The following is a 13315-nucleotide window of genomic DNA, read 5'->3' as shown; positions in this document are numbered from 1 at the left end:
ATGGGGTCAGTCATTTTGCACTGCATAGTTAAGTCATTACTTACCTTTTGTTGATTACATTTGGGTTTAATTGATTTAACAATCTGAACACAATGCTTTCTGTTACCACGGCTTAGCCCTCAACAGCAGAAGGGATTGAATATGTCTAAACAGGATTGCTTGCAGCGTGCCGGCCTGAGCCCCGAACAGCTCGACGCCTACTGGATGCCCTACACCGGCAACCGTCAGTTCAAACAGGATCCGCGCATCATCGTGGGTGCCGAGGGCAGTTACTACCGGGATGTGGACGGTCGCCGTATTTTCGACGGCCTCTCCGGTCTGTGGACCTGCGGCGCGGGTCATAACCGTCCCGAAATCGCCGAGGCGGTATCCCGTCAGTTGCGTGAGCTCGACTATGCCCCGGCCTTTCAATATGGCCACCCCAAGGCCTTTGAGCTGGCCCATCGCCTGCGTGAGCTGACCCCGGCCGGCCTGGACTATGCGTTTTTTACCGGCTCCGGCTCCGAGAGCGCCGACACCGCCCTGAAAATTGCCCGGGCTTACTGGCGCAAGAAGGGCAAGGCCAGCAAGACCCGCTTGATCGGTCGCTCCAAGGGCTATCACGGCGTGAACTTTGGCGGCATCAGCCTGGGCGGCATCGGTGCCAACCGGGCGCTGTTTGGCCAGGGCATCGACGCCGATCACCTGCCTCATACCCTGATGGCGGAAAACGCCTTTACACAAGGCATGCCCCAGACCGGTGCCGACAAGGCCGACGAGCTGCTGGAGCTGATTGCCCTGCACGATGCCTCCAACATTGCCGCCGTGATCGTGGAGCCGCTGGCCGGCTCCGCCGGGGTCATTCCACCGCCGGTGGGCTACCTGCAACGGCTGCGGGAGATCTGCGACCGGCATGACATTCTGCTGATCTTCGACGAGGTGATCACCGGCTTTGGCCGCATGGGATCCATGACCGGTGCCGAGGAGTTCGGCGTGGTGCCCGACATCATGAACGTGGCCAAGCAGCTGACCAACGGTGCCGTGCCCATGGGGGCGGTGATCTGCAAGGGCGAGATCTACCACACCTTTATGGAGCAGGGCGGTCCCGACTACATGCTGGAGCTGCCCCACGGCTACACCTATTCCGGCCACCCGGTGGCCTGCGCGGCGGCGCTGGCGTCACTCGACATTTTGCAGCAGGACCGGCTGATCGATCGGGTCAAGGAGATGGCTCCGGTATTTGAACAGGCCCTGCACGGCCTTAAGGGCACCCGCTATGTCAGCGATATTCGCAACTACGGCCTGGCCGGTGCCCTGCAGATAGAAAGCCACCCCGGCGAGCCGGCCCGTCGCCCTTACGAGATTGCCATGAAGTGCTGGCAGAAGGGCTTCTACGTGCGCTATGGCGGCGACACCATTCAGCTCGGCCTGCCCTTTATCGTGGAGCGGGAAGAGATAGACCGTCTGGTCAATGCCCTGGGCGAGGCCATTGGCGAGCTGGACTGAATTAGTGGCCGGCGGCCGGGCAAAGCGCTCAGGCCCGGCCGCCGGCGTCAACCACAGCATTTGAAACTCAAAGAGGTATATTGAATGAACACCATCGGTCATTTGATCAACGGCACCATTGTTAACGACAGCGGCCGCACCCAGGACGTTTACAACCCCTCTACCGGCGAGGTGTCCAAACAGGTGGCACTGGCCAGCAAGGCCACCGTAGAAGAAGCCATTGCCGCCGCCCAGGCCGCCTTTCCGGCCTGGCGCAATACGCCGCCGCTCAAGCGTGCCCGGGTCATGTTCCGGTTCAAAGAACTGCTGGAGCAGAATGCCGAGAAAATCTGCCAAATGATCGGCGAAGAGCACGGCAAGATAGTGCACGACGCCATGGGGGAGCTGTCCCGGGGCATTGAGAACGTGGAATACGCCTGCGGCGTGCCTGAGCTGCTCAAGGGAGAGCACAGCAAGAACGTGGGGCCGGCCATCGACTCTTGGAGCGAGTTTCAGCCCCTGGGGGTGGTCGCCGGCATTACTCCCTTCAACTTTCCGGCCATGGTGCCGCTGTGGATGTTTCCCATGGCCATCGCCTGCGGCAACACCTTCGTGCTCAAGCCGTCGGAGCGGGATCCGGGCTCAACCCTGTTTATCGCCCAGCTGCTGATAGAAGCGGGTTTGCCCGCCGGCGTCATCAACGTGGTGAACGGCGACAAGGAAGCGGTCGATACCCTGCTGGACGACGCGCGCGTGCAGGCGGTGAGCTTTGTCGGCTCCACCCCCATTGCCGAATACATCTACAGCCGCGCCAGTGCCAACGGCAAGCGTTGCCAGGCCCTGGGTGGCGCCAAGAACCACGCCATTGTGATGCCCGATGCCGATATGGACAACGCCGTCAGCGCGCTGACCGGCGCCGCCTTTGGCTCTTCCGGTGAACGCTGTATGGCACTGTCGGTAGCGGTGGCGGTGGGCGATGCAGCCGCCGATGCCCTAATAGAGAAAATGCAGGCACAGATGCAGAGCCTCAAGGTGGGTGCCTTTCACGACAAGCAGAACGACTTTGGTCCGGTGATCACCCAGGCACACATGGAAAAAGTGGTGGGCTATATCAACAGTGCCGAGAAGCAGGGCGCCGAGATCGTGGTCGATGGCCGCAACCCGTCCGTGCCTGGCTACGAGCAGGGCTTCTTCGTGGGCGGCACCCTGATCGATCGGGTCACTCCCGAGATGCTGTGCTACCGGGAAGAGATCTTTGGTCCTGTGTTGCTGGTGGTGCGTGTGGAAACCATGCAGGAAGCCATGGATTTGATTGATGCCCATGAATACGGCAATGGCACCTGCATCTTTACTCGAGACGGCGAAGCGGCCCGTTACTTCAGCGACAACATTCAGGTAGGCATGGTTGGTATCAACGTACCGCTGCCGGTGCCCGTGGCCTATCACTCCTTTGGTGGCTGGAAGCGCTCACTGTTCGGTGATCTTTATGCCTACGGTCCCGATGCGGTGCGTTTTTACACCCGCCGCAAAACCGTCACCCAGCGCTGGCCCTCGGCCGGTGTGCGTGAAGGCGCCCAGTTCGCCTTTCCAAGCTAATTACTCAGAAGGGCCACTCGGGGTGGCCCTTCCCATCAGGCACGATCAGTGATGGACACGATGACGTTCTGCCGAATACACCAACCGGAGACCTTAAAATGGAATTAAGTGTTACCCGTAACAAACTGAAAAACCTGGCCGGCTCTTGCGCGCTGGTGGCCACCTTAAGCGCCCAGGCACTCAATCCGGCCCAGGCCGAAGAGTTCATCCTTGCCCATGCTTACCCATCCGAACATATCTTTCATCATACCTCGACCATTTTCACCGAAGAGTTAGCCCGCCAGAATTCGAACCTGGAGATTGATTACCATCCCGGTGGTGCCCTGGGAGACTGGACGTCCCTGTTTGAGCAGAGCATGGAAGGGGTCATTCCAATGTCCATGGCGTTTGGCGCTTCCGAGTTCGATGGCCGGCTCGATCTGACCTGGCTTGGCTATGTGGTGGATAACTGGGACGATGCGCGCAAGGTGTATGGACCCAATGGAGAAATGCTGGATGTTTACGATGAAATTCTGGCCGATCTGGACCTGAAGGCCCTGGGTACCATTCCCACTGGGTTTGGCTCTGTGGCCATTCGCAAGGGAAACGGCAAGTCTCCGACGGACTTCCCTTTTGACGCCAAGGGGCTGAAGATTCGAGTGCCTCCCATCCCCATTGCCATTGAACGCTTGAACAACTGGGGATTTTCCGCGGTACCAATGCCCTTTGCCGAGCTCTATACCGGCCTGCAATTGGGCACCGTTGACGGCCGAGCCTTTGGACCGGCGGTTGAGATCTGGCAAATGCGGGACGTGCTGGAGTCTTATGTATTGACCAAGGACTATTTTGAGCACGCGTTCTGGCTGGTAAATAAATCCTGGTTTGAGGAGCTGGAAGAAGTAGAGCAACAGAAATTACTGGCCGCTGCCGACGCCACTCTCAACAAGATCTGGGACGAGGCCCAAAGCATCGACAATCAATTTCTTCAGAAAGTACGAGATTCCGGAATCAATGTTGTCGAGCTCACCCCAGAGGAACTGAGCAAGGCGAAAAAAGTGCTTTATGAAAACGAATGGCCCTTCATGGAGCAACAGGTCGGTTCGCATATTATGACCCGACTGCGTGAGATTTCGGGTCAAAGCTGATTCGAGTACTCGGGGAGCTACCGCAATGGTAGCTCCGTGCCTGTTTATACGAGGTATGTCTCATGAAGATGCGAACTGGACAATATCAAACAAACTCCATTGACGATGAGCCCTGTATTCTGGCGAAGGAAGCAATGGAGCGGGAAGGGCCTCAACATGCAAGGGGGACACCCTCATCACATCATCGTGTTATGGCCGGACTGAAGCGGCTGGAAGCGTTATGTGACTGGTGCTTTCGAGCCATGATGATAGTGGCCGGCCTGTCGCTGGCTGGCTTGATGTTTGTTCAAGTGGTGATGCGCTACGGCCTGGACTCTCCCTTTTCCGGTATTGAAGAAGTAGCGACTCTGCTTGGGGTGTGGATTTACTTTCTCGGCATGGGATATGCGACGCGAGAGCGAGAGCATATTCAGGGTGGAATCGTTTCCCTTCTGGTTTCCGACCCATTCAAAATTCGACTAATCCGCTTTTTCAGCTCCTGTGTATGCGTGATTGCGGCCGGTGTGTTCGGCTACTTTGCCATCAAGTATTCCTTGTTTGTTCTTGGCAAGGGGCGGCTCAGCCTTTACCTCCATTGGCCCAAGGGAATATGGAATGCCAGCATGATTGTCGGTTTTGTAATGATGACCGGTTACTTTCTGATACAGGCTATTACCGAGCTGTGTGACATTATGCACCATAGAAAAACATCCTCTTAATTACCAAAGGGTTCAATAATGGTTACATTTCTTTTGGTCATGCTGATCGTGGTGGCGCTGTTGCTTATTGAAATTCCGGTCGCCTTCGCTTTTGGTATTGGCGCCCTGCTTTTTCCCGCCCTCACCGGTAATAATATTTCCTTTTTGGTGCCGCATGGTTTTAATACCGCCAGTGGGTTTGCCCTGCTGGCGTTGCCGTTGTTTGTGCTGGCCGGCACCCTGATGGCCGTAGGAGGCATTTCCGAGCGGTTGCTGGATTTTGTCAGTGCCATTGTCGGTCGCATCAAGGGTGGTCTGGGGGCCGTGACTGTGGTTACCTGTGCCCTGTTTGGAGCCATCTCCGGCAGCTCTTCCGCAGCCATTGCGGCCATTGGCCAGATCATGATTCCTCGTATGGTGAAAGAAGGGTATCCGGAGGGGCATGCCACAGCCCTGGTGGCCTGTTCATCGGTGCTGGCGCTGCTGATCCCTCCCAGCATTCCGATGATTGTCTTTTCCATTACCGGTGGGCTCTCGGTTGGCGCGGCCTTTTTGTCGACCATCATTCCCGGCATTTTACTGGCGGTCGTCTATTGTGGCCTGAATTTCTGGTTTCTGCGTAACAACGATTCCATCACCGTTGCACCCAGGGTCGGCCTTGCCGAGGCCGGCCGGGAAGTGATGCAATCCGGCTACAGGGCGAGTTTTGCATTGTTAATGCCCTTGCTTATTCTAGGGGTTATTTACAGCGGTATTGCAACACCAACCGAGGCGGCTGCCATTGCCGTTATCTATGCCATTCCGGTCGGTTTTTATATTTACAAGGGACTGACGCTCAATTCGTTGGGCTCGGCTACCGTTCGCGCCGTGGTCACCACAGGCTCAATTCTGGCTGTGCTGTTCTTCCTGTTTATTATGAGCCGGGCAATGATTATGGAGCAGATTCCGAAACAGCTCGCCGACTTTCTGCTGCAAGTGTCCGACAACAAATATGTCATTCTGTTACTTATCAACGTTTTGCTGTTGTTCATAGGTATGATTGTGGATGATATATCGGGTAGCGTGTTGGCCGCGGTTATTTTTCTGCCTGTCATTAATCAGCTGGGCATTCATCCGATCCACTTTGCGGCTATTGTCGGCGTCAACCTGGGGCTGGGTAATGTTTCACCACCTTGTGCGCCCATGCTTTATATGGCGGGAGGGGTAAGCAAGCTTTCGCTGGATAAATATATTACGCCCACATTAAAGTTCCTGGTATTCGGGCATCTTCCCATGGTGTTCCTGGTGACCTTTATACCGGAGCTGTCGTTGTTTCTACCTCAGTGGCTGATGGGAATCGAATAGGAGAGTGTAGGAGCTCCATAAATGAATGCTTTTTATTTTAGTCGATGCTAGATGAAAGGCCTATCCTCTGATGCGCCGCAGGGTGATATCAGGTTTGGCTGCAAGTACGGGGCCCAGCCCGGCAAGATGAGCGCCGGGTCGTGGGCTGCTAAACGATCAGAGGCTTTTTGGCAGCACCTGCTCAATGGCCTTGAGGGCACAGCCTTCATCCACGGCGGCGCTGCCGGCACCGGCCACACCAATGGCGCCGATCACCTGATCACCTACCTTCAGCGGCACGCCGCCACCCAATAGCAGCAGTTCGTCCAAGGTGTTGAGGTTTTCGGCTTCCGGGTTGTTGCGGGCCTTTTCAGACAGTTCCCGTGACGGGGTTTTGGTAGACAGTGAGGTAAACGCCTTGCGCTGGGCCGCCAGGGTGTTGTGCGGGCCTACGTTATCGTCCCGCTGCAGCGCCACCAGGTTACCACCCCGATCCACCACTGCCGCCACGGCGGTGCGGCCTTCGGCATGGCAGGCCGCCAGGGTGGCGTCCTGCAGCTGGTTGGCCAGAGGCAGGCTCACATCGGCCCGTTGGGGAATGGTGCCGGCGGCAAAACCGGGGGCGGCGCACAGCGCCAGGGCCAGCAGAGAAAAGCGAGCGTGTTTCATGGTGGTGATTGTCTCCGTCAAACATGGGTTGAAAGCCAATAAGCACCATTTTGTCCGCTTGCCCCCGTCAAACGGATTGCCGAAGCATTACCATTCTGTAATGGGCAGTCACGCCTGCCAGCTCACCTCACACACACTCACCGGCAGGCCCTGGTCCAGCATGGCCCGAATCCACAGCCGCTGGTGATCCTGCAGCCGGTCGCCGGGGCCTTTCACTTCAATCAGCCGGTAGCTGTTGGTTTGTGCATTCAGCTCAATCAAGTCCGGCATGCCCCTGCGGTGATGGCGCAAGTCCAGCAGCAGGTGGCGAAACACCGCTTCAAGGTGCGCGGCGGGAATAATGGCCAGCGCCAGCTCCATCAGCTCTTCAGACAAAGACGGCCAGTGCACAAAGGCACAACTCACGCCCTGCTTTTGCCGAAAACGCTCAAGAATAAGGCCGCGGTAATCGCCACTGGCGAGCCGAGCAAAGCCGGCATCAATCAGCCCTTGGCGCGCTTCGGCAAAACCCGGCCGGTACAAGTCTGCCGGCCCCGCCTGAAACGGATTGAAAAAGGCGCCGCGCACCGGCGCAAACAGCGCGGGCCAGAACAACAGCGAAAACAGGCCGTTGAACAGCCGGTTTTCCACATGAAACAGCCGAGTGTGCGCATTGGAAAAATGCACCATGACCGCTGCTTCCACTCGGTGCTGTTCAGGGTTTGCCAGCGCCAGCCTGGCCGTGGGCACCCGCAGGGCAGGGGCGGCGGGCACCGTTAATCCGGCCTTTTTGGCGCTGCGCTGCAGAATGCGGCCAAGAATGAGGCGGGCTTCCGGCTGTTCAATATCATCAAGGGCCTGTTGCGCCAGCCCGGCCACTTGAGCCGGATTGTCGCACTTTTCCCGCAGGCGCAGGGCGCGAATGCGCGCCTCTCTATGCCGGCTTTGCTCATGCAGCGCCAGGGCGAGGGCGGACTCTCCCTGGCGCTCCGCTTCCCGCCCCAGCTGAAACAGCAGCTTGTGGCGACGGTATTCAATCCATTCGCAGCGCACCGGCTCGGGCAGCTCGGTGGCAAGACCGGTCACCGGCTCGCTGTCCAGCCGCTGCCGCAGCCGGTAAAGGGCCAGCATGGCATTCACCTCATCCCGGTGTTGAAACGGGCGCGACGCCTCGCTCAGCGGCACCGGCTCAAAGCGCTGCAGGCCAAGCTCGGTAAGCACAAATTCCGACCAGTCCTGCTGCAGGTTGCCAAAAAACACCAGCCGCAGCCGGTCGAACAGCTCGCGGCAAGTCAGTTCAATCACCGTAAAAGACGCATGGGGCCACCAGCCGGCCAGCGGCTGTGGGTTTTCTTCAGTTCCGGTTAACAGCGCACTTTCCAGATCCCGCTTGCGGACGGAAGCGGCAATGGCCTGCTCCGGCAACCGGTGCCGGGCCAGCTGCACACATTCCTCACGCCGGGCCAGAGCGCAAACATCACTTAGCGCCAGCGCTGGCTCCAGCGCCACCAGACCGGCCTTGGCCAGCTCATGCAAAGCAGCGGTAACATTCGGAATTTCGGCATACACCAGCTTGTCGGGCCGAAACAGACAGCCCTTGCGCATTACCAGCCGCACCAGCAAGCCTTGAGCCGGCTCGCTCAGGGCCAGCACTTCGGCAAGCTGATCGCGCTCATCGGCCAGCCATAAATCGCCATAGCGGGCCAGACAGAAGTGCACCACCTGCTGCATATTGCGTAGGTAGTAAAAGGGGTCGCTCAGCGAAGTAGGGGTGATGGGCGCTGTGGTCATGCAAGTATTGTACGGCAAAAGGCGAACGGGATAGCAAGGCCGGAGTGTGCAGTGGCTTCGAATGAAAACGAGCACTTGCCGGCAATTTTGATACAGTAACCCGCAATATGTGTTTACCGGCAGGTTTATGACCCTCGACTATTACCAGCAACAGGCTGATGCCTTTTTTGCCGCCACCGTACAGGTCGACATGACTTCTCTTTATGATCGTTTTTTGCCGTTTGTGCCCAAGGGCGGTCATATTGTGGATGCCGGCTGTGGCTCGGGCCGCGACAGCAAACATTTTGCCGGGCTGGGTTACAGGGTAACGGCCTTTGATGCCAGTCCGGCGCTGGTGCAAAAGGCGCAGGACTACACCGGCCTGCCGGTAGCCTGCCACGACTTTCTCTCGCTCTCCTGCCAGCCCCCCGCCGATGCCATCTGGGCCTGTGCATCCTTGTTGCATGTGCCAGAAAGCGAGCTGGCCGGTGTGCTGGCGCACCTGGCCGCACAGCTGAAAACCGGCGGCGTGCTCTATTGCTCCTTTAAATACGGCCGAGGCGAAGTCGAACGTAATGGCCGGCGCTTTACCGATATGAATGGAGCCGGCCTGGCACAGTTACTGGAAGTCTTGCCCCTGACCCTGGCGGAACGCTGGCAAACGACAGATCTGCGCCCCGGTCGTGAGCAAGAAACCTGGCTCAATGCCCTGCTGGTAAAGGAGGCCGACTGATGCTGGAACTGGTCACCGGCGGCGGCGAGCAGGATCCCGCATTTAACCAGCCATTGCTGACTCCGCTGCTTGAAGCCATCAACCAGACCCGCGAGGGCAGTGTCATCACCATGGCGGTGTCCTTTATTCGTCAGAGCGGACTGAAGCTGCTACAGGATGCGCTGAGTGAGGCCCTGGACAGGGGCGTTCACTTGCGCATACTCACTTCCGATTATCTCGATGTGACCGAGCCGGTGGCGCTGAGGGAGCTGATGCTGCTGGCCGAACGTAAAGCAGATGTGCGTATTTACCAAAGCAGCGGCGAGGCCGGCTTTCACCTCAAGTCTTACCTGTTTATTCAGCAACATGGCGAACACCGGCTGCAGGGCAAGGGCTTTGTGGGCTCCAGCAATTTATCGAAAGCGGCGCTGACCCAGTCGCTGGAATGGAGCTGGCAACTGACGGTGAATGATGTTCACAGCCCTGCGGCCGCCAGCCTGCTGGCGCTGCAGGCGCAGATGGAGCGGCTGTTTAACGACAGCAGAGTCATTCCGCTTTCCAGTGAATGGATAGACGATTACCTCAAGCGTTACCGCCAAAGCCCGCTGACGCGCCTTCGGCTGATAACCGGCGACACCAGCAGCAATGACGAAACCTTGCGGGAAACCCCCATGCCCAACAGCGTGCAGGAAGCGGCGCTGGCGGCATTGCAGGCCAGCCGGGCGAAGGGCTATCGTCGTGGTCTGGTGGTCATGGCCACCGGTCTTGGCAAAACCTGGCTGGCAGCCTTTGATGTGCGCCAGATGAAGGCTGCACGCATTTTGTTTGTGGCCCACCGCGACGAGATTATTCGTCAGGCCCAGTCCACCTTTATTCACATGAACCCGGACGCTCACACCGGCCTGTATACCGGAGAGCAAAAACAGCAGGCCGACTGGCTGTTTGCTTCGGTGCAGACCCTGGGGCGGGATGCCCACCTCAGGCAGTTTGACCGGGAGCACTTCGATTACATCATCGTGGACGAATTTCACCATGCCACGGCGTCGTCTTACCGCCGCCTGCTGGATCACTTTAAGCCGAAGTTTTTGCTGGGGCTGACTGCTACCCCCGACCGCACCGATCAGGCGGACATTCTGGCCCTGTGCGACGACAATCTGGTGTTTGAATGTCACCTGCGGGAAGCCATAGAGCGCCGTCATCTGGTGCCGCTGGTCTATCACGGCATTTACGACGAGCACATCAACTACGAGGAAATCCCCTGGCGTAATGGTCGCTTCGATCCCGAGGCCCTGGAACATGCCTTTGCCAGCCAAAAACGGGCCAGGCACGCGCTGGAACAATGGCAACGGCTGGGACGCAGCCGCACCCTGGCGTTTTGTGTGTCGGTGCGCCATGCGGAATTTATGGCACGGACCTTCCAGGAAGCTGGCATTGACGCCGCCGCCGTTTATGCCGGATCCTCACTGCCCCGCAATCAGGCGCTTAGGGATCTGGCCGCCGGCCGGCTCAGCGTAATCTTCTCGGTGGACCTGTTTAACGAGGGCACGGATCTTCCCTCCATCGATACGCTGCTGATGCTTAGGCCTACGGAGTCGCGCATTGTGTTTTTACAGCAACTGGGCCGTGGCCTGCGCCTGCACCCGGGCAAGCAGGATCTCATGGTGATCGATCTGGTGGGCAACCACAGATCCTGCCTGTTCAAACCCTGGCAACTGCACCAGGCTCTGGGCGGCTCCGGCACGCCGGGTAAAACCGATATCACGCTGCCGCCCGGCTGTTTTATCAATCTGGATCCTCAAGTGATCAAACTTGCCGATCAACTGCGCTACGGCAGCCGGGTAAAAGTGGCGGACGATTATGTGCGACTGCGGGATCAGCTGGGATCCCGGCCCACGGCGGTGCAGGCCTTTCAGGCGGGAATTGAGTTCGACAAATTACGCAGGCAGCACGGTAGCTGGTTTGGGCTGGTACGAGAGCAGGGCGATCTGCCGGAGAACGCCGAGCGCGTGCTGGAAAAGCTGCATGACTTTCTGCTGACCGGTATTGAAACCACCCGGCTTGCCAAGTGCTTCAAGCTGATTTTGTTGCAGGCGCTGTTGGAGCTGGACGGCCTGCGTGAACCGCCCCTGCTCACCGAGCTGGCGGCCCAGTCCCGGCTGGTGCTGGAGCGCCACCCGGACCTGTTTGCGCTGGACTTGCCCAGGCCACAGCAGGCCATGGCAGCGGACTCTGCCCAGTGGCTGAGCTACTGGAGCAGAAACCCGATAAAACACAGCACCAGCGGCAGTGGTGATTCGCAGGCCGACTATTGGTTCGAGATCCAGAACGCGCGCTTTTGTCCGCGTTTTAGCCTGCCACTCAACGAGCTGGATACCCTGCACGACATGATGCAGGAGTTGGTGGATCTGCGGCTGGCGGAATACCGCCGGCGCAAGAGCAAGCCCAAAACAGAGCAGATTACGCCAAGCGCCGATGTGGTGGTGCTGCCGTATTATCCGAACCTCAAGATTGCCTGTGGCCATTTCAGAACCGGCAGCAGTGACCATGCCGAAATGATGCCGGTGCCCGAAACAAAAGTGCGCGTGGATCCGCAGCATCACTTTCTGGCCAGAGCCAGCGGCAACTCCATGAACGGTGGCAAGCATCCGGTCAATGACGGCAATCTGCTGTTGCTGGAGTGGATCACCACGGAGTCGGCGGGCAGCATCAGCAACCAGACGGTGGCCATAGAGCAACAGGATCAAACCGGAGACGATCAATACCTGCTGCGGGTGGTGCGCAAAATCGCCGAGGGTGGGTATTCGCTGCACGCCACCAACCCGGACTATGATGACATCATTGTTACTGACGACATGAAGCCCTTTGCCAGGCTGAAGGCGGTGTTGGATCAGTAGTCTGAGAGCGGGGAGCTTCTGCATTTTTCGGATAATTGATTTTTATTTCAAAAAAAATCAATCGCATACGAATCAAGCTGAGCAAGAGAGTTGAGGGTGGCCAATGACAATTCTTAAAAACAAGGAATCGGTTAGCTCTGCGGATCCACGCCGAGTGGCCGGTGACAGGCAGGAGCTGGATGTCGCTTTTTATCTGCGGCGTGCTTTCAAGGACGATGAGAACATTCTGGTGCTGAATGATTACCGGTTTAGCCATCTTGGCGAAACGGCGCAGATTGACCATCTGATTGTTCACCGCGCCGGGTTCATCATCGTGGAATCCAAAAGCATTTACGGCGAAGTTAAGCTGAACTCGCAAGGGGAGTGGTCCCGCAGTAACAAGGGCCGCTGGAGTGGCATGCCATCTCCCATCATTCAGGCCGAATTGCAAAGGGATTTGCTGAAGGCATTTCTGGGAGCCCATGTGGAGCAGTTTTTGGGCACCTTGCTGGGAGTACAAATGCAGGCGCAGAGAGTGGGATGTACTTTGTACGGTATCCAACAGCTGTATTCTGCACCGGGACACCATGTCGGCGGAGATGAATCGAAAAGTTGTCAAAAGTGAGTCGATTGCCGAGCAGGTGAAAGAAATTGGCGGCTTTTCACGTATTGGCTCAGCTTTCTCAAGCAAAGCCTATTTTTCCATGAAAGAGATGCAGCGAATCGGTGAGTTTTTAGTGAAGGCTATTTCAGCGGGCTCTCCTCAGGTATGTGAACAGCCACCGACCAGTTATGGCAGGCTCAGTGAGCAAGAAGGCCATCAAACCGAAGCCGCCCTGCAAACGGCTTCGCTTCAGGAAGACGCCACCGATGAACAGGCAACCATTGGACTGAGTTGCAAGGCATGCGGTAAAACAGATGCTCTCAATGCCTGCTCGGGTAAATTCGGATATTACGTAAAGTGTGGCTACTGCGGCGGCAATACCTCCATGAGGATCAGTTGCCCTTCCTGCGGAGGCAATCAGACCAGGGCCAGCAAGCGCGGTAATGTATATTGGCTGAGCTGCCAGTGTTCCCTGGTAGAAAAGCTGTTCGAACAGCGTTGACGTAGCCAATATGGCCCGGCGC

The 13315-nt window shown here is 57.6% G+C and carries 11 protein-coding genes; 9 read left to right on the top strand and 2 right to left on the bottom strand.

From position 1 onward, the window contains the following. The first annotated feature begins 141 nt into the window (after positions 1–141). The 5 genes from OJHNALOF_RS16730 to OJHNALOF_RS16710 all read left to right on the top strand — a co-directional run bounded on the left by OJHNALOF_RS16730 (position 142) and on the right by OJHNALOF_RS16710 (position 6205). Positions 142–1485 (top strand): aspartate aminotransferase family protein, encoded by a 1344-nt coding sequence (locus tag OJHNALOF_RS16730; RefSeq protein WP_165662752.1) that lies wholly within the window; start codon positions 142–144, stop codon positions 1483–1485. Between the two features lie 84 nt (positions 1486–1569). Next, complete coding sequence (locus OJHNALOF_RS16725) at positions 1570–3060, top strand: CoA-acylating methylmalonate-semialdehyde dehydrogenase (protein WP_165662751.1); 1491 nt, start codon at positions 1570–1572, stop codon at positions 3058–3060. A 98-nt stretch (positions 3061–3158) separates the two neighbouring features. Further along, complete coding sequence (gene dctP, locus OJHNALOF_RS16720) at positions 3159–4184, top strand: TRAP transporter substrate-binding protein DctP (RefSeq protein WP_165662750.1); 1026 nt, start codon at positions 3159–3161, stop codon at positions 4182–4184. Between the two features lie 62 nt (positions 4185–4246). Then, the gene (locus OJHNALOF_RS16715; protein ID WP_206063776.1) at positions 4247–4882 is read left to right on the top strand and encodes a TRAP transporter small permease; all 636 of its coding nucleotides are present in this window, start codon (positions 4247–4249) and stop codon (positions 4880–4882) included. A gap of 18 nt (positions 4883–4900) precedes the next feature. Continuing rightward, the gene (locus tag OJHNALOF_RS16710; protein ID WP_165662749.1) at positions 4901–6205 is read left to right on the top strand and encodes a TRAP transporter large permease; all 1305 of its coding nucleotides are present in this window, start codon (positions 4901–4903) and stop codon (positions 6203–6205) included. Between the two features lie 156 nt (positions 6206–6361). Here OJHNALOF_RS16710 and OJHNALOF_RS16705 read toward each other — a convergent pair whose 3' ends face one another. After that, positions 6362–6853 carry a heme-binding protein gene (locus OJHNALOF_RS16705; protein ID WP_165662748.1) on the bottom strand — a complete coding sequence of 164 codons (492 nt, stop codon included), beginning with the start codon at positions 6851–6853 and terminating at the stop codon, positions 6362–6364. 108 nt (positions 6854–6961) lie between these two features. Next, positions 6962–8623: a VRR-NUC domain-containing protein gene (locus OJHNALOF_RS16700; RefSeq protein WP_165662747.1), complete on the bottom strand. Its 1662-nt coding sequence runs from the start codon at positions 8621–8623 to the stop codon at positions 6962–6964. Positions 8624–8750: 127 nt separating this feature from the next. Here OJHNALOF_RS16700 and OJHNALOF_RS16695 point away from each other — a divergent pair, with 127 nt between their 5' ends. The 4 genes from OJHNALOF_RS16695 (at position 8751) to OJHNALOF_RS16965 (ending at position 13293) form a co-directional block, all read left to right on the top strand. Further along, on the top strand, positions 8751–9335 hold the full coding sequence (locus OJHNALOF_RS16695) for a bifunctional 2-polyprenyl-6-hydroxyphenol methylase/3-demethylubiquinol 3-O-methyltransferase UbiG (protein ID WP_165662746.1): 585 nt from the start codon (positions 8751–8753) through the stop codon (positions 9333–9335). Next, positions 9335–12208, top strand: a complete 2874-nt coding sequence (locus tag OJHNALOF_RS16690; RefSeq protein ID WP_165662745.1) for a DEAD/DEAH box helicase family protein — start codon at positions 9335–9337, stop codon at positions 12206–12208. Before OJHNALOF_RS16695 ends, OJHNALOF_RS16690 begins: the two co-directional genes overlap by 1 nt. Positions 12209–12311: 103 nt before the next feature. Next, on the top strand, positions 12312–12812 hold the full coding sequence (locus OJHNALOF_RS16970) for a nuclease-related domain-containing protein (RefSeq protein ID WP_206063775.1): 501 nt from the start codon (positions 12312–12314) through the stop codon (positions 12810–12812). After that, entirely contained in the window at positions 12787–13293 is a 507-nt protein-coding gene (locus tag OJHNALOF_RS16965) for a hypothetical protein (RefSeq protein WP_206063774.1), read from the top strand. The genes OJHNALOF_RS16970 and OJHNALOF_RS16965 overlap by 26 nt, the downstream gene beginning before the upstream one ends. Positions 13294–13315 lie beyond the last annotated feature (22 nt).

It is taken from the genome of Oceanimonas sp. MB9 (assembly GCF_011319775.1).
Lineage (GTDB): Bacteria > Pseudomonadota > Gammaproteobacteria > Enterobacterales > Aeromonadaceae > Oceanimonas > Oceanimonas doudoroffii.
The sequence above is the reverse complement of the archived record's forward strand: the minus strand, read 5'-3'. Positions and strand labels throughout refer to the sequence as shown.